General features: G+C 71.9%; 19 protein-coding genes. 12 read left to right on the top strand and 7 right to left on the bottom strand.

The window, feature by feature from the left end; all coding sequences use genetic code 11:
- Window positions 1–62 precede the first annotated feature (62 nt).
- A complete protein-coding gene (locus tag AB0B66_RS30300) occupies window positions 63–2,837 on the top strand; it encodes an AAA family ATPase (protein WP_360536344.1) in 2,775 nt (924 codons plus the stop codon).
- A 20-nt stretch (window positions 2,838–2,857) separates the two neighbouring features.
- Here AB0B66_RS30300 and AB0B66_RS30295 read toward each other — a convergent pair whose 3' ends face one another.
- The 3 genes from AB0B66_RS30295 to AB0B66_RS30285 form a co-directional block, all read right to left on the bottom strand.
- Window positions 2,858–3,727: a ricin-type beta-trefoil lectin domain protein gene (locus AB0B66_RS30295; RefSeq protein WP_360536342.1), complete on the bottom strand. Its 870-nt coding sequence runs from the start codon at window positions 3,725–3,727 to the stop codon at window positions 2,858–2,860.
- A 38-nt stretch (window positions 3,728–3,765) separates the two neighbouring features.
- On the bottom strand, window positions 3,766–6,030 hold the full coding sequence (locus AB0B66_RS30290; RefSeq protein WP_360536340.1) for a hypothetical protein: 2,265 nt from the start codon (window positions 6,028–6,030) through the stop codon (window positions 3,766–3,768).
- A gap of 88 nt (window positions 6,031–6,118) precedes the next feature.
- Window positions 6,119–7,567, bottom strand: coding sequence for a uroporphyrinogen-III synthase (locus tag AB0B66_RS30285; RefSeq protein WP_360536338.1), 1,449 nt, complete (start codon window positions 7,565–7,567; stop codon window positions 6,119–6,121).
- A gap of 118 nt (window positions 7,568–7,685) precedes the next feature.
- Here AB0B66_RS30285 and ugpC point away from each other — a divergent pair, with 118 nt between their 5' ends.
- The 7 genes from ugpC (at window position 7,686) to AB0B66_RS30250 (ending at window position 15,741) form a co-directional block, all read left to right on the top strand.
- Window positions 7,686–8,873 carry a sn-glycerol-3-phosphate ABC transporter ATP-binding protein UgpC gene (ugpC, locus tag AB0B66_RS30280; protein WP_360536336.1) on the top strand — a complete coding sequence of 396 codons (1,188 nt, stop codon included), beginning with the start codon at window positions 7,686–7,688 and terminating at the stop codon, window positions 8,871–8,873.
- Window positions 8,874–8,955: 82 nt separating this feature from the next.
- A complete protein-coding gene (locus AB0B66_RS30275; RefSeq protein WP_360536334.1) occupies window positions 8,956–10,266 on the top strand; it encodes an ABC transporter substrate-binding protein in 1,311 nt (436 codons plus the stop codon).
- Window positions 10,266–11,684 (top strand): ABC transporter permease subunit, encoded by a 1,419-nt coding sequence (locus AB0B66_RS30270; RefSeq protein ID WP_360536332.1) that lies wholly within the window; start codon window positions 10,266–10,268, stop codon window positions 11,682–11,684. The genes AB0B66_RS30275 and AB0B66_RS30270 overlap by 1 nt, the downstream gene beginning before the upstream one ends.
- On the top strand, window positions 11,681–12,601 hold the full coding sequence (locus AB0B66_RS30265; RefSeq protein WP_360536330.1) for a carbohydrate ABC transporter permease: 921 nt from the start codon (window positions 11,681–11,683) through the stop codon (window positions 12,599–12,601). Before AB0B66_RS30270 ends, AB0B66_RS30265 begins: the two co-directional genes overlap by 4 nt.
- 109 nt (window positions 12,602–12,710) lie before the next feature.
- Window positions 12,711–13,265: a sigma-70 family RNA polymerase sigma factor gene (locus tag AB0B66_RS30260; protein WP_360536328.1), complete on the top strand. Its 555-nt coding sequence runs from the start codon at window positions 12,711–12,713 to the stop codon at window positions 13,263–13,265.
- A gap of 289 nt (window positions 13,266–13,554) precedes the next feature.
- Window positions 13,555–15,312 (top strand): maltose alpha-D-glucosyltransferase, encoded by a 1,758-nt coding sequence (gene treS / locus AB0B66_RS30255; RefSeq protein ID WP_360536326.1) that lies wholly within the window; start codon window positions 13,555–13,557, stop codon window positions 15,310–15,312.
- A 90-nt stretch (window positions 15,313–15,402) separates the two neighbouring features.
- Window positions 15,403–15,741 (top strand): hypothetical protein, encoded by a 339-nt coding sequence (locus AB0B66_RS30250; protein ID WP_360536324.1) that lies wholly within the window; start codon window positions 15,403–15,405, stop codon window positions 15,739–15,741.
- Window positions 15,742–15,768: 27 nt separating this feature from the next.
- Here AB0B66_RS30250 and AB0B66_RS30245 read toward each other — a convergent pair whose 3' ends face one another.
- Together AB0B66_RS30245 and AB0B66_RS30240 are read right to left on the bottom strand one after the other, a co-directional pair.
- The gene (locus AB0B66_RS30245) at window positions 15,769–16,170 is read right to left on the bottom strand and encodes a hypothetical protein (protein WP_360536322.1); all 402 of its coding nucleotides are present in this window, start codon (window positions 16,168–16,170) and stop codon (window positions 15,769–15,771) included.
- 6 nt (window positions 16,171–16,176) lie between these two features.
- A complete protein-coding gene (locus AB0B66_RS30240; protein ID WP_360536320.1) occupies window positions 16,177–16,839 on the bottom strand; it encodes a DUF6882 domain-containing protein in 663 nt (220 codons plus the stop codon).
- Window positions 16,840–17,016: 177 nt separating this feature from the next.
- Here AB0B66_RS30240 and AB0B66_RS30235 point away from each other — a divergent pair, with 177 nt between their 5' ends.
- A complete protein-coding gene (locus AB0B66_RS30235) occupies window positions 17,017–18,105 on the top strand; it encodes a hypothetical protein (protein ID WP_360536318.1) in 1,089 nt (362 codons plus the stop codon).
- 98 nt (window positions 18,106–18,203) lie between these two features.
- Entirely contained in the window at window positions 18,204–18,485 is a 282-nt protein-coding gene (locus AB0B66_RS30230; RefSeq protein ID WP_360536316.1) for a hypothetical protein, read from the top strand.
- A 98-nt stretch (window positions 18,486–18,583) separates the two neighbouring features.
- Here AB0B66_RS30230 and AB0B66_RS30225 read toward each other — a convergent pair whose 3' ends face one another.
- A complete protein-coding gene (locus tag AB0B66_RS30225; RefSeq protein WP_360536314.1) occupies window positions 18,584–18,829 on the bottom strand; it encodes a hypothetical protein in 246 nt (81 codons plus the stop codon).
- A 112-nt stretch (window positions 18,830–18,941) separates the two neighbouring features.
- On the opposite strand from AB0B66_RS30225, the gene AB0B66_RS30220 reads away from it, so the two are divergent.
- Complete coding sequence (locus AB0B66_RS30220) at window positions 18,942–19,856, top strand: class I SAM-dependent methyltransferase (protein WP_360536312.1); 915 nt, start codon at window positions 18,942–18,944, stop codon at window positions 19,854–19,856.
- A gap of 112 nt (window positions 19,857–19,968) precedes the next feature.
- The gene (locus AB0B66_RS30215; RefSeq protein WP_360536310.1) at window positions 19,969–20,466 is read left to right on the top strand and encodes a hypothetical protein; all 498 of its coding nucleotides are present in this window, start codon (window positions 19,969–19,971) and stop codon (window positions 20,464–20,466) included.
- A gap of 103 nt (window positions 20,467–20,569) precedes the next feature.
- Here AB0B66_RS30215 and AB0B66_RS30210 read toward each other — a convergent pair whose 3' ends face one another.
- On the bottom strand, window positions 20,570–21,892 hold the full coding sequence (locus AB0B66_RS30210; protein ID WP_360536308.1) for an extracellular solute-binding protein: 1,323 nt from the start codon (window positions 21,890–21,892) through the stop codon (window positions 20,570–20,572).
- Between the last annotated feature and the right edge of the window lie 22 nt (window positions 21,893–21,914).

The following is a 21,914-nucleotide window of genomic DNA, read 5'->3' as shown; positions in this document are numbered from 1 at the left end:
GTAACGGCCGGTGGGCGAGGCCAGTTCTTTCGGCCCAGCTAGGGATGCGGCAACTTGTGACGATGATCGTCGGACGGGACCTGGAGGCGGCGCAGCTTCGCGATGTCGTGGCGAAGCTCGCGGGTGGCCACGGCGGTGTCGCGTGGCTCGAAGGCGAGCCGGGCATCGGCAAGTCGGCGCTGGTGGACGCGATGGCACGGGACGCCGAGGCGGTCGGCTGCCGGGTGCTGCGGGCCGGCGGCGACGAGCTGATGCGCGCGTTCCCACTGCGCATGATGGCCGACGCCCTCGACATCAGCGCCGGTTCGACCGATCCCGGACGGCAGCACATCGCGCGGCTGCTGCGCGGCGAACCGGTCGAGTCCGGCACGCTCGACCCGGTGCTCGCCGCCGGCGAGCGCATGCTGGCGCTGGTGGACCGGCTCTGCGCCGAGCAGCCGGTGCTGCTGGTGCTGGAGGACGTGCACTGGGCCGACGAGCCGAGTCTGCTGCTGTGCCACCGGCTCGGCCGCGCGGTCGACCAGATCCCGCTGCTGCTGGTGCTGACCAGCCGGCCGACCGCCCCGCGGACGACCGCCGCCCGGCTGCGCGGCCTGGTGCGGGAGCGCCCGGGTGTGCACCTCGACCTGGAACCGCTGACCGAGGCGGACACGGCCGCACTGGCCGCCCGCCTCGCCGATGGCCTGCCCGGCCCCAGGTTGCGGGCAGAACTGGCCCGCGCCGGCGGAAACCCGCTCTACCTGCGGGAGATGGTCGAGGCGCTGGTCCGCGACCAGGCGCTGGTGGCCGACGGGCCGGTGCGCGAACTGCGCCTGGACGTCACCACCACCGCGCCCTCGCTGGTCGCGGTGATCACCCGGCGGCTGGACTCGCTGAGCGAGGCGACGGTCGGCGCGCTGCGCCTGGCCGCGCTGCTGCGCCGCGAATTCGACGCGGGCCACTGGAGCGAGGTCAGCGGCCGGCCGATGACCGAGCTCGCCGCGGCCACCGAGGAGGCTGTCGGCGCGGGGGTGCTCGCCGCGGCGGGGGAGCGGTTGACGTTCCGCCACGACGTGATCCGCCAGGTGCTGGCCGACCAGCTGCCCGTGGCGGTCCGGCACGGCCTGCACCGCCACGCCGCCCGTACCCTGGCGCAGGTCGGGGCCGGGGTGGACGAGGTGTCCCCGCACCTGCTGGCGACCTCCGGGCCGGTCGACGGCTGGGCACTGACCTGGCTGGCCGGCCTGCCCGAAGCCATGCTGTACGCCGCCCCTGACGTCGCCGTCGAGCTGCTGGTCCGGGCGACCGCCTCGCCCGTGCCCACCGGCGAACAGCACGAGGCCCTGCTGGGGCGGCTGGCACTGGCCCTGTTCTGGCTCGGCCGCGACGAGCAGGCCTGCCAGGTGGCGGAGCAGGTGCTGCACCGCACCGCCGATCCGGCACGCCAGACGCGGCTGCGCATCCTGGCGATCCGCGCCGCCGGACGGATGCGCCGGTTCGAGCAGGCCCTGGCGCTGACCCGGCCCGCCGCGGACCTGCCGCCGCAATGGCAGGCGCGGCTGCAGGCGTGGCGGGCGATGATCCTGGCGTTCGTGGACCGGCTCGACGAGGCCGCCGCGGAGGCGCAAGAAGCCCTGGACAGCGCGCTGGCCTGCGGCGATTCGCTGGGGGTCGGCTACGCGCACAACACCCTGGCCTACCTCGCCGCCGCGCCCGACCAGCTCTGCCACATCGACGCCGCGATCGCGGCCCTCGGCGACGACGTCGAGGCCACCGACCTGAAGATGCTGCTGACCGGCAACCGCCTGCACCGGCTGCTGGCCAACGGCCGGCGGGACGAGCTCGAGGACTCGCTCGCCGAGGCGCTGGTGCGCGCGGAGCAGGTGGGCAGCATCCGGGCGGGGATCATGTTCGCCCAGGCGGCCGGCGCCTGCTACATGTACGGCCGCTGGGACGACGCCGTGATGTACGCCGACCGGCCCGACCAGGAACTGCTGGCGACACCGGCGCTGTCCTACCTGCACGCCATCGTGGCGCTCATCGCGATGCACCGCGAGGACCATGCGACCGCCACCGCCAGGCTGCACGCCGCCGGTTTCCTCGACCCGGTCGCGCAGCCCCGGTGGGTGAGCGCCTTCGGGGTCGTCGCCGAGGCCGTGGCCATGCACGCCGAGACCGGCGGCGACCCGGCCGCGGGACTGGCCCTGCGCACGTCCTACCTCGACCTGCCGCCGGGCCCGGCCCGCGCGTCGCGCAGCGACGAGGCGACCCAGCTGGTCCGCGCGGCGCTGGCACGAGGCGAGACGGCGATCGCCGCCGCGGCAGCCGACGCCGTCCAAGCCGATCCCGACCCCGCTCCCGACCGCCTGCTGGCGATCCGCTGCTGCCGCGCCATGCTCGCCGGCGACGCCGCGGACCTGCTCGCCGTGGCAGAGGAGTACGAGCGCTGGGGCTGGCCGCCGCACCGCGCTTTCGCGCTGGAGGAGGCGGCCGTGCTGCTGGCCGGCAGGGGAGACCAGGCCGGGGCACGGGCCGCGTTCACCGAGGCGCTGGGCACCTGGCTCGATCTCGGTGCGACCTGGGAGGCGCGGCGTGTCGAGGCCAGGCTGCGCCCCTTCGGCGTGCGCCGCGGCCCCCGGACGATCCGCCGCCGCCCCGCCCACGGCTGGGACGCGCTGACCCCCACCGAGCGCCACGTCGCCCGGCTGGTCGCCAAGGGCATGTCCAACCCGGACATCGCCGCGGAGCTGTTCGTGTCCCGCAACACGGTGCAGACCCACGTGTCGAGAGTGCTGAGCAAGCTGCAGATGCGCTCGCGGATCGAACTCATCCAGCAGGGACCCGACAGCGACCGGTGAGCGGTGCGGACCCGGCCCGGTCAGCGCATCGTCCACTTCTGATTGTCGGCTCCCGTGCAGGTCCACAGCTGGGTGCCGGTGCCGTTGGCGGTGCCGTGGTCACGGACGTCCACACACTTGTCGGCCTGCCGCCCGACCAGGTCGTGAGCCGTGTTCAGGGTGAACCGCTGGGCGCTGCCGCCGTTGCAGCGGGCCACCTGGACGACCGTGCCGTTGGCGGTCGAGGCCCACGCCGCGTCCAGGCAGAAGCCGCCGGTGCGGATGGTGCCGTCCGACTTGACCGTCCACTGCTGCTGGCTGGAGCCGTTGCAGCTCCACAGCTGCACCGGAGCGCCGTCGCGCGCGGCTGCCTGCAGGCACTTGCCGGAGTCGTGGCTGACGATCGGCCGGCCGCTCGGCGCGGGCGGCGGCGGGGACGGCTGCGTCACCGGCTTGGCCGACGCGGTGGGCTTCGGGACCACCGCGCCGCTGGTCGGCCGCGTCCCCGCGCCGGTCGGGCGGGGCTGTCCTGCGGTCGGGTCGCCGGTGGGCGTCGGCTGTCCCGGCAGGGAGGGATCTGGCGAGCTACCGGGTGAACCGGCGTCGGGCGAGGCGGTGGGGCTCGGGGTGCCGTCCGGCAGCGGCAGGCCGGGCAGGTCGAGTCCGTTGCCGGCGGCGGCGCGGGTCGGCACGGGGTCGGCCAGGACAGGCCCGTTGCCGGTTCCGGTCGCCGCCACCACGGCGGCCGCGGTGACGACGACCACGCCGAGGCCGGCGGCGAGGGCGAGCTTGGGATTCCAGGCGCCGGCCCTGCGGTCCGCGGGGTCGTCGTCCAACCCGGCCAGCAGGTACGGACGCGGTGCGCCGTCCGGCAGGTCGAGGGCGTCGTCGGCGTCTTCGTGCTGGGTCACGGGTCGTCCTCAGGCTCGGTGGATGGGGTCCGGCGCGCTCAGCGGCGGCGGGACGCGTCGGCGCGCAGGCTCTCCAGGACCTGCTCGTGGGACGGGGCGCCCGTCTCGGGTCCGGCGACTTCGCTGAGCAGCACCCGGCGTACGCCGTCGGGTCCGGTGGCGGTGTCGAGCACCTCGAACACGGTGCCCGGCGCGAACAGCACCTCGTCGCGGTCGGACAGCACCCCGGGACGCCGGCCGGTGAGCGAGTAGACGGTGTACTCGTCGTGGCGCTCGTCGGACGGAGCCTGCCCGCCGGCGCGCAGCAGGCCGGGGCTGATCAGGACGTCGCCGGTCCGGTGCGGGACCGGGTCGGCGGGGGCCCAGCCGCGCACCGGGCCCAGCGCGGTCGGCAGCCGGTTCAGGCCGCTGAGCAGGCAGGCGCGCAGCGCCGGTTCGGTGCCGGTCCGGCCCGGTCGCAGCGTCGCCGCGACGGCTACGAGGTCGGCCATGACGGCGTCGGTGGACTCGTCCACACCCGGCCGGATGCCCGGCAGCCGCACCAGCAACTGAGTGACGTCGCGGGCGTGCACGTCGTACTGCGCCCCGAGGTGCTCGCGGACGCGCCGCTGCTCATGGACGTTGCTGCGGCGCGGCGCGGGTGCGGGCACCGCGCCCGCCTGGCGGCGCAGCGGCGGCATGGGCGGCAACGCGGCCGACGCAGGGCCGGATGCCGACGTCGCCGACGCGGTCGCGCCGCGGGTCGCGGGGACGGCGGCGGAACTGCGATCGGTGCTCGGCGGGGTAGGCGGGGTCGGCGCGGGTTCGGCCGTCCGGTGCCGCAGCGGCGCGGGCGTCGCCGCCTCGGCCACCGCTGCGGGCTGTGCGGGCTGGGCCTGCTGCGGGGGTGCGGACACAGGCGAACGGGGCACTGCGGCGGCCGCGGCGGACAGGGTCGCGGGCGCGGGGACGGCGGCCGTGGCCGGCGGTGTCTGCGGGGCCGGGCGCACCTGGGGTGCGGACAGGATCGGCGGCACGGTCGGGGCGGCGGGCGCGGTCAGCGTGGCGGGTATCGCGGAACTCACCGGCGTGGCCGCGGCGGGCGCGACCGTGTCCTGGTCGGCGAGGCCGCGATCGTGCTGCCGGGCCGGTTCGTCGACCTGCTCGACGGCGGGCTCGGCGCGCTGTTCGAAACGAAGGCTGCCGCGGATGTCGGCGGGCAGCCGCGCGGCCAGCAGGCGGGCCAGGTCGTGGGCCTCCGCGCCGGTCACGTCGACGAGGAAGGTGTCGCCGCTGCCGGCCGGGCGCAGGCGCACGTCGTCGCTGCCCGGGGCGTCGGCCTCGCGCAGCCAGTAGCCGGCGCGCACGACCTCGACGAGCCAGCGGTCGGTCACGTCCTCGACCGGGCGGCCCGTGGCCAGCCGTCCGGAGGTGGGGCTGATCCAGGTCTCGATCCGGGGCACCGGGTCGTCGGTCAGGTAAGACATCGTCTGCGCGGGGGGCCGGGAACCGGTGCGTCCGGCGCCGTCCACGGACACGTGGTAGGTCGTACCCCGCGACCGCACCGGCAGCCCGGCGGTGCGCCCGACGGTGACGTGCAGGTCGGTGCTCAACCGTCCGGCGACCGTGTCGAGCAGCGGCCCCCAGGGGCCGTACGGCATCAGCACGAGCCGGCCGAGCGCGGTGAGCGGCAGGCGGCTGAGCCAGCGGTACACCCGGCGCGGTGACGGCGGCTCGCGGTCGGGCTGTCCGACCAGGATCACCACGCGCTCCCCGTCGACCTCGATCGCGTACGCCGGATCGTCGGCGGGCAGCGGCCGCCGCTGGGGGCGGTGCAGCCAGAAGCCCGCGGGCAGCTCGTGCGCGACCAGACCGTGCAGCCGGCCGAACGGCTGCCTGGGCAGCGGGACCTGCCATGAGGGGGCCGGATGGCGGGGTGAGTCGATGTCGCGGGGCCGGTCGCCCGGCCGGTGCAGCCGCCAGGAGTCGGTCCGGGGCCGCCGCACGACGAACAGCGAGCCCGGACCGACGAGCATGGTCGGTCCCAGCGGTGCCACGACGTCGACGCTGAGCCGGTCGGCCAGCTGCTGGGCGATCCGTCCCGCGCCGGGCGCGGAGCAGGCGAGCCGGATCGAGCCCGCTTTCGGCAGCTCCTCGCCGATCAGCCGGGCCACCGGTTCGGCGGCCAGCGGGGCGTCCCCGGCGAGCAGCACCGTGTGGCGGTCGCGTTCGGACGGCAGAGCCTCGACCAGGTTCCACGGAAGCCGCTCGTCCACGCCGATCACCAGCGTGTGCCCGTACCAACGGGCCGTCAACTCGCTCATCGCAGGGGCCTCCTCGGCCGACATCCTCCCCCCGGCGGGTGGTCGCCGGGGAGGCCCATCAGGGGCCCAAACGGTGCGCCGCCGGGGCTCAGCTCGCCCGCGCCGCGGGGAACCCGTCCTCGTCGTGGCCCACCGGGCTGTGTTCGACCAACCGGTACCCGCGCTTCATCACCGTCTGGACCAGTTCGGCGCCCCGCAGCGCGCGGCGCAGCCGCGACACCGCCATCTCGATGGCGTGGTCGTCGGCCCCGGCCCAGAACGGCAGCTGTCCGCGTACCTCGGCGGGGGACAGCACCCGGTCGGGGTGGCGGGCCAGCACCCGCAGCACGGCCATCGGCCCCTGCTGCAACGTGATCAGTTCGCCGTCGAGCAGGACGGCCTCACCGCGGATCTCGAAGGTGTGCCGGTCGGCTTCCAGGTGGTGCGCCCGCCGGACCAGCGCTTCGCGTACAGCGGCCATGAGCTGCTCCGGGTAGGGAGCCGCGGCGACCTGGACGGGGATGTTCAGCTCCCGCAGCGGCGCGGCGGTCAGCGGGCCGAGGCACACCGCGGCCACGTCGGCGGCCAGCGCCTGGCGCAGCTCGTCGAACTGATCGCAGGTGCGGGCGTGCCACAGCAGCGCCCGGGTGGCCTCGGCGCTGGTCAGGGTGATCGCATCGACGTGCCGGCGGACGATCTGGTTGACCAGGCGACGCATGGTCTCCGGGTTGATGGAGGGCAGGACCTGGAAGGTCGGGACGGCCACCACTTCGTGTCCGGCTTCGGAGAGCATGTGGGCGAGTTCGTGCATGGCCGGGGTGTACAGCTGCAACGCGATCGTCTGGCCCGGGGGCAGCCGGTGGCGCAGGTGCATGACCAGGCCTTCGGTGGTGTTGTCCACCGCGGACGAGATGTCGGTGAAGCCCAGGGCCCGCAGCGCGTCGGCGCAGCGGGGGTTGCTGGCCAGCAGCCGGGCGTGGCCGAACCTGGCCAGCAGCGGCACGTCCAGCCGCCAGCTGCGGGCGGCGGCCATCCAGTAGTTGAACTCGACCGCGGCAGTGACCACGAGGTGGTCGATGGGGCTGGTCAGGCAGGCCATGGTGGCCCGCTGGAGGGTCTCCTCGACCGGCTGGGCGAGCGTGCGCACGGATTGGACGCTGACCACCCGGGCGCCCTCGGCCGCCAGGTCGGCAGCCAGGGGATGCCGTCGCAGGTCGCTGATCACGGCCACGGCGAAACCCGCCAGGGCGCCGACGGACGGCGGCTCTGGCGGGCGTGGTCTGGCGCGTGGCGGCAACGGGACCCTTCCTGCGGGTTGGCGACACTCCTTAATACGCGTGGCACGGCGGCTCGGACTGCCCACCCCACCGGTTTTTCGCAACGGGCCCACCGCACCGGATTGTTTCCGGCATGTTTCGGCACGTTCACCGGCCGGACCATGCGAGGAGCGGCAAATAGCAGTGTCTGTGACGGTTTGCCCACCGGATTCGGGGTGATTCTCGGGAATGGACGGTGTCCGGCAACCGACCTGGTGAGCAACAAAGCGGTTACGTTTCATGTCGCGCGGAGGTGTTCCGTAACCGAACCGCCACCCGAACACTGACTGGCGACAACGACCCGCACCGCCGACAGCGCTCGGCGGTGCGAGTCCACCACTGACATGTCGGGAGAGGCGTGTGGCTGAGGTCGCGCTCGCCGAGATAGGCAAGCGGTACGCAGACGGCACCAGGGCGGTCGAGAATCTGAGCCTGCAGGTCGCCGATGGCGAGTTCCTCGTCCTGGTCGGCCCGTCGGGCTGCGGCAAGAGCACCGCGCTGCGCATGGTCGCCGGACTCGAGGACATCAGCGAGGGCACCCTGCGCATCGGTGACCGGGTGGTCAACCGGGTGCCGGCGCGCGACAGGGACGTCGCGATGGTGTTCCAGAGCTACGCGCTCTACCCGCACCTGGACGTCTACGACAACATCGGCTTCGGGCTGCGGCTGCGGGGCATGCGGGACAAGGACATCGCACCCCGGGTCAACGCGGTCGCCGAGACCCTGGGTCTGACCGAGCACCTGCGGCGGCGTCCGGCGTCGCTGTCCGGCGGCCAGCGCCAGCGGGTCGCGATGGGCCGCGCGATGGTACGCGAGCCGGCCGTCTACCTGATGGACGAGCCGCTGTCCAACCTCGACGCGAAGCTGCGAGTGCAGATGCGCGCCGAGATCGGAAAGATCACCCGGCGCACCGGCGTGACCACCATCTACGTCACCCACGACCAGACCGAGGCGATGACGCTCGGCGACCGCGTGGCGGTCATGCGCAAGGGCCTGCTGCAGCAGGTCGCCGCGCCGCAGGAGCTCTACGACAACCCGGTGAACATGTTCGTCGCGGGCTTCATCGGCTCCCCGCCGATGAACCTCGTCGAGGGCGTGTTCACCGCCGACGGCGGCGGGCTGCGGCTCGCGCTGGGCGAGCGCAGCCTGCGCGTCGACGACACCCTGCTGCACACGAAGCCGGGCCTGCGCGCCTACCTGGATCGGCGCGTCGTCGTCGGCGTACGCGCCGAGGACCTGCGCGACGCCGCGCTCGACCGGGCCGATGAGGACCAGACCCTGCTCGCCGAGGCCGAACTGACCGAAGCACTGGGCTCGGACCTGTACGTGCACTTCAGCCTGCCCGTGCCCGCCGTGGTCAGCGAGGACACCCGGGAACTGGCCCGCGACGCCGGCGCCGAGCCGCAGCGCGACCGGGCCGACCGGACCGCCATCGTGGCCCGGTTCAGCCCGCGCTCCACGGCCCGGGCCGGTGACCGGATCGCCGTCGCCGTCGACACCGCGCGACTGCACGTGTTCGACGCCGACACCGGTCGCAGCATCCACTGAATCGACTTCCGGCTGCCGGGGCTCCTACCCCCCGAAACCAGTCGGACAGAGGTACCGCATCTTCTCCAGAAGGGAATGTTAGATGAGAAACAGTCTGCGCGCAGGCGCGCTGGCCGCGGTCGCCGTCCTGGCCGCCGCCGGGTGCAGCGGCACCGCCGACCCCACCACCGGCGGAGGCTCCGGCCCCCTGGCCGGGCAGAGCGTGGAGGTCGCCGGCACCTGGTCGGGCACCGAGCAGGCCAGCTTCCAGCAGGTGCTGGACGCCTTCGCCAAGAAGACCGGCGCGACGGTCAAGTACACCTCCGGCGGCGACGACCTCGCCGCGCTGATCAACAGCCGGCTGGCCGGCGGCTCGCCGCCCGACGTCGCGCTGATCCCGCAGCCCGGCGTCGTCAACGAGTTCGCCCGCAAGGGCGCGATCAAGGAGCTGACGGGCGAGGCCGCCACCGCGGTCGCGGCCAACTACTCCGCGGCCTGGCAGCAGCTCGGCACGGTCGACGGCAAGCTCTACGGCGTCTACTTCAAGGTCGCCAACAAGTCCGTGGTCTGGTACCGCACCGACAAGTTCACCGAGGCCGGCGTGCAGGCCCCGGCGACCTGGGACGACTTCGTCAAGGTCACCAAGACGCTCGCCGACGCGGGCATCTCGCCGATGGCGGTGCCCGGCGGCGACGGCTGGACGCTGACCGACTGGTTCGAGAACGTCTACCTGCGGGTCGGCGGCCCGGAGAACTACGACAGGCTATCCCGCCACGAGATCCCCTGGACCGACCCCACCGTGGTGCAGACCCTGCAGCTGCTCGGGCAGTACTGGGGCGACGCCAAGGCGGTGCAGGGCGGCGCGAAGGGCGCGGTGCAGCTGAAGTTCACCCAGTCCATCGCGGACGTCTTCGGTGAGAAGCCGCAGTCGGCGATGCTGTTCGAGGGCGACTTCGTGGCCGCGGAGATCAACAAGCTGGGCAAGGTCAAGGTCGGCGAGGGCGCCCGGTTCTTCGACTGGCCGGCCGTCAACGGCTCCAAGCCCGCCGTGGTCACCGCGGGCGACCAGGCCGTGGCGTTCAAGGACAGCCCGGCGGCCCAGCAGCTGATCGCGTTCCTGGCCTCCCCGGAAGCCGCGAAGATCATGGCGGCCAAGGGCGGCTTCCTGTCGGCGAACAAGAACCTGGACACCTCCGCCTACCCGGACCCGACCACGGTCGCGCTCGCCGAGTCGGTGGTCAAGGCCGACCTGCTGCGCTTCGACCTGTCCGACCTCACCCCGCAGACCTTCGGCGGCGGCACGGGTGCCTCGATGTGGCGCCTGCTGCAGGACTTCCTGACCAACCCGGCCGACCCGGCCGGCACCGCCGCCAAGCTCGAGGCTGCCGCCAAGAAGGACTTCGGAGGTAAGTGATGACACGCGCGTCCGAGCCGGTCGGCGAGGCCGTCACAGCGACCGCTGTGCGCGAGCCCGAGGCACCGGTCGACGGCCAGACCCCGACGGCGGCGCCCGACGCCGACCGGCCGGGCGCGCCCGGCGCGCGGTCCGCGCGCCGGGAGGGGCAGCGCTGGTGGGAGAAGCTGACCAGCGTCTGGTTCCTCGCCCCGGCCGTGATCGTCCTGCTGACCCTGGTGGCGTACCCGATCGTCTACACGGTCTGGCTGAGCCTGCACAGCTCCGACGGGGCCTCCTTCGTCGGCCTCGACAACTACGTACGGATGTTCACCGCGCCGGAGACCCGCCGCGCCATCGTCAACAACATCGTCTGGGTCGTGGTCGCGCCCTCCCTGGTGACCGCGATGGGCCTGGTCTTCGCCGTGCTGATCGAACGGGTGCGGCTGGCCTCGGTGTTCAAAGCGGTCGTCTTCATGCCGATGGCGATCTCGTTCCTGGCCGCCGGGGTCACCTTCCGCATGGTCTACGACGAGAGCCCCGACCGCGGCCTGCTCAACGCGGCCGTCGTGACGGTCCACGACGCCTTCAGCCCGCCGTCGCAGTACTTCGGCGCCCGCCCCCGTGACGGTGCGCCGCTGACCGAGGCCGCCGGCGGCTTCGAGACCACCGCGACCACCGGCACGACCGTACTGATGCCGCTGGTGGGCCTGCCGCAGGACCGGGTGCCCGCCGACGCCGTCGCGGCGGCGGCCCCGACCGGGTCCGGCCTGGCCGGGGTGGTGTGGCTCGACTTCACCCCCGGTGGCGGCGGCACCGCCGGGGTCATCGACCCGGTCGAGCGCGGCCTGCCGGCCATGACGGTGCAGGCGCTGCGCGACGGAACCGTGGTCGCCACCACGAAGACCGCGGCCGACGGGCGGTTCGCCTTCGACGGGCTCGCGTCCGGCGCGTACACCGTGCGGCTGAGCCCGGAGAACTTCACCGCCCCGTTCAACGGGGTGACCTGGCTCGGACCGTCGCTGGTCACCCCGTCGATCATCCTGGCCTACATCTGGATCTGGGCCGGCTTCGCGATGGTGCTGATCACCGCGGGCCTGTCGGCGATCCCCCGCGACGCGCTGGAGGCGGCCCGGGTCGACGGGGCCACCGAATGGCAGGTGTTCCGGCGGGTGACCGTGCCGCTGGTGCGTCCCGTGCTGGTCGTGGTGCTGGTGACCCTGACCATCAACGTGCTGAAGATCTTCGACCTGGTGATGGTGCTGGCACCCGAGTCGTCGCAGGACGACGCGAACGTGATCGCCCTGCAGATGTACCGGGTGTCGTTCGGCGGGGGACTGGACTTCGGGCTCGGCAGCGCCCTGGGCGTGCTGCTGTTCCTGCTGGTCCTGCCGGCGATGTTGTTCAACATCCGGCGCATGCGGAGGGAGCAGAGGTGAGCGTCGACATCGACACGCAGGTCCCCGATCTCGTACCGGCCGGGGTGACCCCGAGCGGTCCACCGCGGCGCAGCCTGATCTCCCGGCTGATCGGCCGGCTCGGCAGCACGGCGGTCAACGTCGTCGTCGCCGTGCTGGGCCTGTTCTGGCTCGCCCCGGTCGTCGGGCTCGCCGTGGCCAGCCTGCGGACCACCGCCGACAACAGCTCCACCGGCTGGTGGACCGTGCTGACCGAGCCCTCCCGGCTGACCCTGGAGAACTACGCCGGGCTCATGCGCAACGAGAGCGTCCTGCACTCGCTGTGGAACACGGTGCTCATCACCGTGCCGTCCACGGTGCTGGTGGTGGTGCTCGGCGCACTGGCCGCGTACGCCCTGGCCTGGATCGAATTCCCCGGCCGCGACTGGCTGTTCGTGCTGATCGTGGCGCTGATCGTGGTGCCCGTGCAGGTGGCGATCATCCCCGACGCCAAACTGTTCGGCTCGCTGGGCATCTACGGCAGCATCGCCGCGGTGATCGCGTTCCACGTGGCGTTCGGGCTGCCGTTCGCGATCTTCCTGCTGCGCAACTTCTTCCTGGCCATCCCGAAGGACCTGCTGGAGGCGGCCCGGATGGACGGCGGGCGCGACTTCACCATCTTCCGCCGCGTGGTGCTGCCGATCGGCTGGCCCGCGATCGCATCGCTGGCGATCTTCCAGTTCCTCTGGGTCTGGAACGACCTGCTGGTCGCGCTGGTCTTCGCGACCTCGGACAACGCCCCCATCACGTACACCCTGCGTGAGCAGATGCGTGCCTTCTCGTCCAACGTCGACGTGATCGGCCCGGGAGCGTTCCTGTCGATGGTGGTGCCCCTGGTGGTGTTCTTCGCCTTCCAACGGTACTTCGTCCAGGGTGTCCTGGCCGGCTCGGTCAAGTGACACGGCGTGCCGTGGGCGTCCGGCCGGGACCGGACCGGCCGCCCACGGCCTCACGCCCGTCCAGCAGCAGGTTCATGAGGTCAGTAGGGAGGGGTACGTGGTGCCTGCCTTGACGAACGAACGGCCGGCGGAGTGCGCCGACGGTGCGGCACCGGACCGGTCCGTGCCGGCGGACATACGGATGCAGGCGATCTGGCGCGCCTACGCCGACCCCCTGCTGCGGTTCCTCCAGCGGCTGAACCCGGGCCGCCAGCACCTGGCAGAAGACCTGCTCCAGGAGACCCTGATGCGGGCGTGGCGGCACATCGACAACCTGCCCGACGACATCGAGTCGCTGGGTCCGTGGCTCTACACGGTCGCCCGCCGTGTCGCGATCGACGCGGCACGGGCCAGGCAGGTGCGCCCGGCCGAGATCGCGTTCCCCGAGCACGGTCGCGAGCCGGTCGCCGCCGACATGTTCGACCGGGTGGTCGCGGCGCAGGTCATCCGCGACGCGTTGCCGCGGCTTATCCCCGAGCACCGCTCGGTGGTCGTCGAACTCTACCTGCGCCAGCACTCCACCCGCGAAGCCGCGCTACGGCTCGGCATCCCCGAAGGCACCGTCAAATCACGCGTCTACTACGCCCTGCGGGCATTGAGCGCGGTCGTCGGCGCCACCGACTGACACGGCGCCCCACAGCCGACGCGCCCGCAGTTCACCACTTCCCCCCGGGGTGGACGGTCCGAGGCGTGTCCACCGCGATGCGGGGCAGGGACGGTGCCAGCCCTGCCCCGCATCGCCCATCGCGGCCGTCCCGACCAGGGCGAAGATGGGCCCTCCGGCCCACGGATTGGGCCCGGCCGGGCCGATCCGAAACGCCGCCCCAGCCGTATGACGTGATGCCCGCCCGGCCGCCCCGCCGGGCGGGTGCTCGAACAACCCGCGGGTCACCGCCCTCACCACCTGGAACGCCATGAGAAACGACGCCACCCCGCCACTGCCGCCCCGGCTGCCCCGCGAAATGCCGGTCGAACGCGACTGGTTCAAACACGCGGTCTTCTACGAGATGCTGGTGCAGGCCGGACTCGACGCCGACGGCGACGGCCGCGGCGACCTGCCCGGCCTCACCCGCAAACTGGACTACCTGCAGTGGCTGGGAGTCGACTGCGTCTGGCTGCCGCCGTTCTACGACTCACCCCAGCGCGACGGCGGCTACGACGTGCGCGACTACTGCCGCATCCTGCCCGAATACGGCACCCTCGACGACTTCGTGACCTTCGTCGACGAGGCCCACCGCCGCGGCATCCGCGTCGTCACCGACCTCGTGCTCAACCACACCTCCGACACCCACGACTGGTTCCAGCGGTCCCGGCAGGACCCCGACGGCCCCTACGGCGACTTCTACGTCTGGCGCGACACCGACACCGAGTACGCCGACGTGCGCATCATCTTCAGCGACACCGAGACCTCGAACTGGACCTTCGACCACGTCCGCAAGCAGTTCTACTGGCACCGCTTCTTCTCCCACCAGCCCGACCTCAACTACGACAACCCGGCCGTACGCGACGCGATGCTCGCCGTCGTACGGTTCTGGCTCGAACTCGGCGTCGACGGCTTCCGGCTCGACGCCGCCACCTACCTGTTCGAGCGCGAAGGCACCGACTGCGCGAACCTGCCCGAGACCCACGCCTACCTCAAAGCGATCCGCACCATGATCGACGAGGAGTATCCGGGCCGGATCCTGCTGGCCGAAGCCAACCTGTGGCCCGAAGACCTGATCGACTACTTCGGCGACCCGGCCGTCGGCGGCGACGAGTGCCACATGGCCTTCCACTTCCCGCTCATGCCGCGCATCTTCATGGCGGTGCGCCGCGAGTCACGCCACCCGATCTCGGAGATCCTCGCCCAGACCCCGGTGCTGCCCTCGGGCTGCCAGTGGGGCACGTTCCTGCGCAACCACGACGAACTGACCCTGGAGATGGTCACCGACGAGGAACGCGACTACCTCTACGCCGAATACGCCAAGGACCCCCGCATGCGGCTCAACGCCGGCATCCGCCGCCGGCTCGCCCCGATGGTCGACAACGACCGCAACCAGATCGAGCTGTTCACCTCGCTGCTGCTGTCCCTGCCCGGCTCCCCGGTCGTCTACTACGGCGACGAGATCGGCATGGGCGACAACATCTGGCTCGGCGACCGCGACAGCGTCCGCACCCCCATGCAGTGGACCGCGGACCGCAACGGCGGCTTCTCCACCACCGACCCCGGCCGGCTGTACCTGCCGGCCAACATGGGCCCCGTCTACGGCTACCAGGCCATCAACGTCGAGCAGCAGATGGAGCAGCCCGCCTCCCTGCTGCAGTGGACCCGCCGGATGATCGCCCTGCGCAAGCAGCACCCGGCGCTCGCGCTGGGCACCTACGAGGACGTCGACGCCGCCAACCCGGCGGTGCTGGCGTTCCTGCGCCGACTGCGCGAAGGCGACACCGACGAGGCGGTGCTGTGCGTGCACAACCTGTCCCGGTTCCCGCAGCCGGTACGGCTGTCGCTCGGCGACCGTTTCAGCGGCTGGGTCCCGACCGAACTGACCGGCGGCACCCGGTTCCCGCAGGTCGACGAGGACTCCTACGTGCTCGCACTGCCCGGCTACGCCAGCTACTGGTTCCAGCTGGCACCGGCGGCGGTGCCGGCCGCCCGGCAGCCGCAGACCCGATTGACACCCGCGGTCTAGAGAACCAGCGGATCGGCTGAACCGGCGGACCCGGCGGGACGTCATACATTACTGGCGGGTACGCCGGGCAGTCGAGCGTGAGGAGGGTTTGTGGAAAGCCGAAAGGCGCGACGCGCCGAACCGGGTCGGGGCCAGCCCCGTCGCCTGCTTGCCCGGGCGCCGGAACCGGGCGGCTCCGCATGCCCGCCCGGCGACGGCTCGTCCCTGGCCGGGCTTTACCTGATCGGCGCGCTGCCCGTCGAGCAGACCCGGTCGTACGAGGGGCACCTGCTGCACTGCCCGTCCTGCCAGACCGACTGCGACCAGATCGCCCCAGCGGTCGACGCCCTGGCGACCCTGCCGGCAGGTGAAGCCGTCGTGCTCGCCGAGCTGAGCTCGCCCACCGGTGAAGGGCGGGCACCGGGTCCGCAACGCCCGCAATTGCAGTGACGTCCGGGTGAACGGTGTGGGATCTGCTCAGCCGCGAAGTCGGTCCCACGCGCCGGTGAGCCGATCCCATTCGTCGCCGGTGGACAGACCGATGACCTTCCAGTCGTCGAGTTCGCTGATCCAACTCGTCGCCTCGTTGATGACCGCAGCCACCTCGTCGGCGGTGAGCGCGACGCTGCCCTTGGTCGGATAGCCCTGGAAGAGGTCGACCCAGCCACGGGCGACCATGCCGGCCAGGACCCGAGCGAAGTGCGGGACCAGCGCCCGCTTCGCGTCGAGGTCGAGGTCGGACGGAGTGGTCGTGGTGCCGGTCTCGGCCCACCGCTGCCGTGCTCGGAACTCATCCATGATGTGCCCGATCGCGGCCTCTTCGTACGCGCTGACGATCACCGCGTACTGCTCCTCGGTCAGCGCCGGCCAGGTTCCCACGCGAACCTACGGGCGCACAGAGCCGGACATGTTGCTGACGCGGCCCAGCGTGTCGAAGTCGACGCGCAGCGTGGAACCGTCGGCGTGGTGCGCGGTCACCGACGTGGGTGCCGGGTCCACGCGCCACGACTGCTGGCGCAGGAACGACTCCACGACGGTCCGGTGGTCGACCGGGAAACTCTGGATGACCTGGCCCAACACGCTCAGCGCGCGTTCCGGCCGGACCGGCGCGGTGATCTGCGGCGGGGCGTCGTCCAGGTGGAAGAAGACCGCGCCGCCGTCGTACGGGCCGCGGTAGTAACACCGGCCGGTCAGGCCCGAGGCCAGCAGGGCCAGGCGGTGCCCGTCGGCGCGTCCGAGCGCGAACGTGGGCTCGGTGAGCTCGGCGACTCCCTGGCGGTGACCGTACTCGCGCAGCCAACCGCACAGGTGCAGCAGTGCCGGTGGAAGGTTGCTCGCCTCGTTCGCCCAGGCCCACAGCCAACTGCCGTCGTCGTGGTTCTCCGTGCCGAGCAGCTGGACGCGGTACCGCAGATCGTCGCCGAACACGACGGTGCCGCCGGTCAGGTCGAGCTGCCAGCCGCGCTCGCCGATCAGGTCGCCCAGCGCCAGTTGGCGGGCCAGCCCGGTGGCGACATGCTCGGCGAAGAGTCGATCAAACGTAGGCATCGCTGCAGTGTGCCAGAGCGCCAGGTTTCGTGTGCGACGCCTGCGGTGCCGGTCCCTGGGTGGGCGGACCGTAGGGCCGGGGGCTGGTGCGGGCCGTTCGGCGGATGCCCGCGTTCCGGTTGATCTTCTAGATTGCGGCAGGCAGACCGTGACGGCCAGGAACTGAGGAGAGAGACCGTGCGAAACCGCCTGGCCGGACTGCTGGCCGCCGTCTTCGGTGCCGTCGCGTTGATGCCGTCCGCGGCGCACGCGGCTGTGCCGCTCGACCTGGCGCTGTCGAACGTGCCGTCGGCGGTGACGACCGGGGCGCGGGTGATCACGACGGTGGAGGTCACCGTGCGCAACCAGGGTTCGGCCAGCGCCGAGGCCTACCTGGCCGTGACGATGGAAGGCGACACCGGCCGCGTGCTCGTCAGCTCGACGGGGTCCCACGCCCAGCTCGCACCAGGCGAGCAGCGACGCCTCACCGCATTGGTCACGCTGCGGCCGTACGCGAAGACCGGTTTCGCCGGCACGATGGTGGTACGTGCCGAGGGAGCCGTCGACGGCTCGATCCCCGCCGACGCCCGGCTCGCCACCGCGCGGGTCAAGGTCACCGTGGGCGTGCCGCGTACTGCCGACGTGGTGGTCAGCGGCAACCAGGTCGCACAGGCCAACCCGGGGGAGACCGCGGTATTCCGGTACACGGTCGCCAACCGGGGTCCGATGGAGGTGCCGACGTTCGAGCTGACGGTTCGCGGCAGCGGCTTCGAGATCGTCCGGCTGGTCGGCTGCACGAAGCTGGCCAAGTCGGCGTTCCGGTGCCGCGCCGACGACCTCGCTCCCGGCAGGTCCCTGCGTTGGGAGATGCACCTGAAGTTCGCCAAGACCGATGTGAGCGCCTCGGGCGGGGTGAGCGTGCTCGTGGCCGAGCGCTGCGATGACACCAATGTGGCCAACAGCGACTTCGGTTTCCAGGTGCGTGCCCGCGGCTCCGGTGCCGCCCCGTCGACCGGATCGGTGGCTCTGCCGTCGCCGTCGTCCGCGACGGCCGCGCCGTCTCCTTCCGGGGCGGTCGTCGCGACCGCCGTCCCCACATCGCCGGCCGCGACACCATCGGCGGCGGCCGAGGGAGTGCCGGCCAGCGTGACGGAGCCGGAGCCCGGTTCCACCTCCGCCACGATCGCTGCGGTCGCTCTCGTGCTGGTGTTGGCCCTGGGCGCGTCGTTCGCTCTTTGGCGACGAAACCGTCCTGCCGCGGCGAAGGCTGCCGAGCTCGCTGAGTGAACCAGTGCGATGATTGCGGTTCGGTGTGAAGGGATGGCGGCCAGGCAATGAGGCATGAGCCGAAGGGGTGGTACGGCGTCAGAACCTTCTATAGATGGGTGACCTGGGAAAACCGCCCCTACGAGGAGCGGGTCGTGCTGTTCCGGGCATCGTCGCTCGACGAGGCCATCGAACTGGCCGAGCGGGAGTCCGCCGATTACGCCGAGGACCAGGACTTCGAAGTCCTCAACATGGTGCAGGCATACCGGATCTCCGACGGCGACGAGGAGATCGGCGCGGGTTCGGAGGTGTTCTCCAAACTGCATGCACTCGACATCCCCGCCGACGCGTTTCTCGACCGCTATGACTCAGGACCGGCCCACACTCAGATCAGTGAGTAACGGCGTTCGGTCTGAGGCCACCCGCGCCGTACCCGTTGGACCGGCGTGTATGCGGATCGGGTTCAGGCGTCGAGCCGTGAGCGGGGGAGCAGGGGTGCTCACATCTCGTTTCTGCTTCGGACGTACGCCACCGGGTCGGTGATGAACTCCTTGAGCTCCCGCAGCGCCTGCCGCCCGGTGTCCAACCCGGTTAGACAGCGATGGTGCGCAGATGCGTCGTCGAACCGGTGAGGCCGGGATCGCGGGCCGAACAGACCCGGCGCGAACATCACCACCTCATCCTGCGCGTGGATGACTTCGCCACACACGGCGCACCGTGTCTTGCCGCTGATCAGCAGTGCCATCTTCTCTCTCCCCCCGGTGACGCCGGCGTCCCCGGCCGATCATGCGGTACGCAAGTGCGAGGCGCCTTTAAAATACGTGGATCGATGTCATCCGGCGGGTTACGGTCGCCGCATGATCTACCAGCATCCGTTGGCGTACCTGCTCGGGATCGAAGGCCTTGCGCTCCTGCACGGATGGGGCGGGGAGTACGACGAGGAGTTCACGCACCGGCGATTGGCCGAGGTACGGGCGCTGCTGGCCAACCCGGCGCTCACCGGGCACGAGGGGGTGCGGGTCGGGCGGGGCGACACCCTCACCGGGTACCGGCAGTGGGCGGCGACCTACGACGAGCCGCGAAACAGCCTGTTCGACATCGACGAGCCGGTCATGCACCGGCTCATTGAGGCGCTGCCGGTCGGCGACGCCCTCGACGCGGCGTGCGGCACGGGAAGGCACGCCGAGTACCTCGCGGGGCAGGGGTTCACGCTGATCGGTGTGGACAGCTCACCGGAGATGCTGGAGCGGGCCCGGTCCCGGGTGCCGTCCGGTGACTTCCGCCTGGGCGATCTGCGTGAGCTGCCGCTGCCCGACGACAGCGTCGACCTCGTCGTCTCCGGCCTGGCGCTGTCCCACTCGCCGTCGCTGGAGCCGGTGCTGGCCGAGTTCGCCCGCGTCCTTCGCCCCGGCGGTCGTGCGGTGATCTCCGACGCGCACTGCGAGATCGGTTTCCGCGGCTCGATCCCGCACGCGCTCGGCCCGTCCGGCGAACCGGGCCTGGTCGCCACGTACCGGCACACCGCCGGCGATTTCGTGCGCGCCGCGCTTGCCGCCGGGCTGCGGATCCGGGCGTGCGAGGAGCCGCGCGGCTCGGGCGGTGACCAGCCGCCGCCACCTCCGGTGCCCCTGGCGCAGGCGCAACCCGGTGACTGGGCCGGTTGGCCCTGGTCGCTCATCGCGCTGCTGCCGGAGGCGGTGCGGGCCGCGTGGGCGGTACCCGCGGTCATCGTCTGGGATTTCGAACTTCCCGAGAAAGAGCCCCGTTCGTGATCGAAATGTGGCGCAACGGCTCTGCGCCCGCCGGGCGAGGTGAGCGAAGCTGAGGCGTTCGACCCGATCATGACTTGGAGTACGCCACACCATGCGCCGTATCGTTCTGCCTTTGCTGCTCACGGCCGTCCTGGCCGGCGCAGCCGCATGTGCCGGGTCTGCGCCCGACACCGCCGCCCCGGCTCCGTCGCCCAGCCCCGCCGCGACCTCGGCGGCGCCGTCGCCGAGCCCGTCGCCGGCCGGCGCGGACTACACGGCGTTCTGCGAGGGGCGCAAGCAGCCGCTGATGGAGGTCTACACGTCGGTGGTGATGTACGCGGGCTTCCGCAACGGCAACTACAAGGGTGGTGTCCCGGCGATGAAGGAGGTGCTCGTGGAGTTGAAGACCGCGGTCGCCGGCTACCGGAGCTACCTGGCGACGGCCCTCAAGGGCACCACGGACGCGAAGCTCGCCGAGGCGCTGACGGCGGACGTGGCCCGGCTGGACGCGTTGACCAAGAAGCTCGCCGCGCCGGGCACCGACTACAAGGGCAAGGTCTACACCTTGATCAGCGACGGGTGGTCGGGGTTCTCGGACGCCAGCGCCGTCAGCGCCCTGTGCTCGGCCTGACCAGGGACAGGTGACCGTCATCCGTGCCTGATCGCGGATTTCGGCCGGTACAAAAGACGGGCCGGTCACTGACGTGACCGGCCCGCCGTGCGGGGAGGCAGGATCAGGCGACGGGGATCGCCTGGTTCTTGAGGGTCTGGACGGTGAACGTCTGCGCGCCGGTCAGCGCGTCGACGAGAGTGCCCTTGCCGGACACGGCGGCCTTGAACCCGTCGGAGGCGTTGGCGTAGGTCGCGGTCATCGCCGGTCCCCAGGTGAACCCGGCCGGGACCTGCGCGGACGCCTTGGCGAAGATCTCGTAGATCTTCTGGTCGCCGTAGAAGGCGACCCCGCTGGCCAGGGCGGGCAGGTTCGCGCCGGCCTTGGTCGCCGGGTACAGGTTGGCCTTCTGGTTGAGCAGGGTGAGCGCTTCTTCGCTCGTGTTGAGCCAGAGCGCGAACTTGGCCGCCTCGTACGGGTGCTTGGACCCCTTGAACACGGCCGTGGACGACCCGCCCCAGTTGCCCGCGACCGTCTCACCGCTGCTCCACTGCGGCATCGGCGCGACCCGCCACTTGCCCGCGGTCTTGGGCGCGCCGGACGCGATCGAGTTCGCGCCCCACACCGCCGATACCCACGTCCAGGCCTGGTCGGTGTTGTAGGCGTTGTCCCACTCGGTCGTCCACGGCGGCACCGACGACACGAGCTTGCGATCGATCAGGTCCTGCCAGTACTGCGCGACCTTCGTGGTCTTCTCGTCGGCGAGGCTGACGGTCCACTTCTGCCCGTCGTTGCCGAACCAGCGGCCCCCGGCCTGCCACGCCAGCCCGGCGAACTGGTTCACGTCGCTCTGCGAGAAGTTCGTGATGTACCCGCCGGCGGCCTTGACCTTCTCCGCCGCCGCTGCGTACTCCTGCCAGGTCGCCGGGATGGCGATGCCGTTCTTCTCGAACAGGTCGGCGCGGTAGAACAGCGCCATCGGACCGGTGTCCTGCGGCACCCCGTACGCGGCCTTGGCGTCGCCGAGGCTGACCTGGTCCCACGTCCACGGCACGAACTGGTCCTTGGCCTGGGCGACGATGTCGCAGGCGGCGAGGTCGAACAGGCCGTCCTGGACCCGGAAGCCCGGCAGCGCGTCGTACTCGATCTGCCCGAGGTCCGGGGCGTTGCCGGCCTTGAGCTGGTTGAAGAAGTTCTGGTACGTGCCGCCGTTGCCGTTCGGGCCGGTCTGCACCTTGACCTGGATGTCGGGGTTCTTGGCGTTCCAAGCCTGCACGACCTGCTCGACGCCGGGAATCCAGGAGGTGAACGTCAGCGTGACCGGCCCGCCACTGGCCGGGGCGCACGCCGACGCGGTGCCGCCGGGGGCGGCGTCGGGGGAGGAGCAGGCGGTGACGGCGACTGCTGAGGTCAGCAGCACGCCTATGGTGCGCAGCAACGCGCTCATCAGGGCAACCTTTCGGTGAGGA

The organism is Catellatospora sp. NPDC049111, from assembly GCF_040648615.1.
GTDB classification, from domain to species: Bacteria; Actinomycetota; Actinomycetes; order Mycobacteriales; family Micromonosporaceae; genus Catellatospora; species Catellatospora aurea.
This window is presented reverse-complemented; position numbering and strand designations above follow the sequence as displayed.

Bases quoted from the DNA above. Each gene is read 5' to 3' on its own strand.
- AB0B66_RS30225 (WP_360536314.1), bottom strand. From the start codon at position 18,829: ATGGCACTGCTGATCAGCGGCAAGACACGGTGCGCCGTGTGTGGCGAA.
- AB0B66_RS30285 (WP_360536338.1), bottom strand. From the start codon at position 7,567: ATGAAACGTAACCGCTTTGTTGCTCACCAGGTCGGTTGCCGGACACCG.
- AB0B66_RS30275 (WP_360536334.1), top strand. From the start codon at position 8,956: ATGAGAAACAGTCTGCGCGCAGGCGCGCTGGCCGCGGTCGCCGTCCTG.
- treS (WP_360536326.1), top strand. From the start codon at position 13,555: ATGAGAAACGACGCCACCCCGCCACTGCCGCCCCGGCTGCCCCGCGAA.
- AB0B66_RS30210 (WP_360536308.1), bottom strand. From the start codon at position 21,892: ATGAGCGCGTTGCTGCGCACCATAGGCGTGCTGCTGACCTCAGCAGTC.
- AB0B66_RS30290 (WP_360536340.1), bottom strand. From the start codon at position 6,030: ATGAGCGAGTTGACGGCCCGTTGGTACGGGCACACGCTGGTGATCGGC.
- AB0B66_RS30300 (WP_360536344.1), top strand. From the start codon at position 63: ATGATCGTCGGACGGGACCTGGAGGCGGCGCAGCTTCGCGATGTCGTG.
- AB0B66_RS30270 (WP_360536332.1), top strand. From the start codon at position 10,266: ATGACACGCGCGTCCGAGCCGGTCGGCGAGGCCGTCACAGCGACCGCT.
- AB0B66_RS30220 (WP_360536312.1), top strand. From the start codon at position 18,942: ATGATCTACCAGCATCCGTTGGCGTACCTGCTCGGGATCGAAGGCCTT.
- AB0B66_RS30240 (WP_360536320.1), bottom strand. From the start codon at position 16,839: ATGCCTACGTTTGATCGACTCTTCGCCGAGCATGTCGCCACCGGGCTG.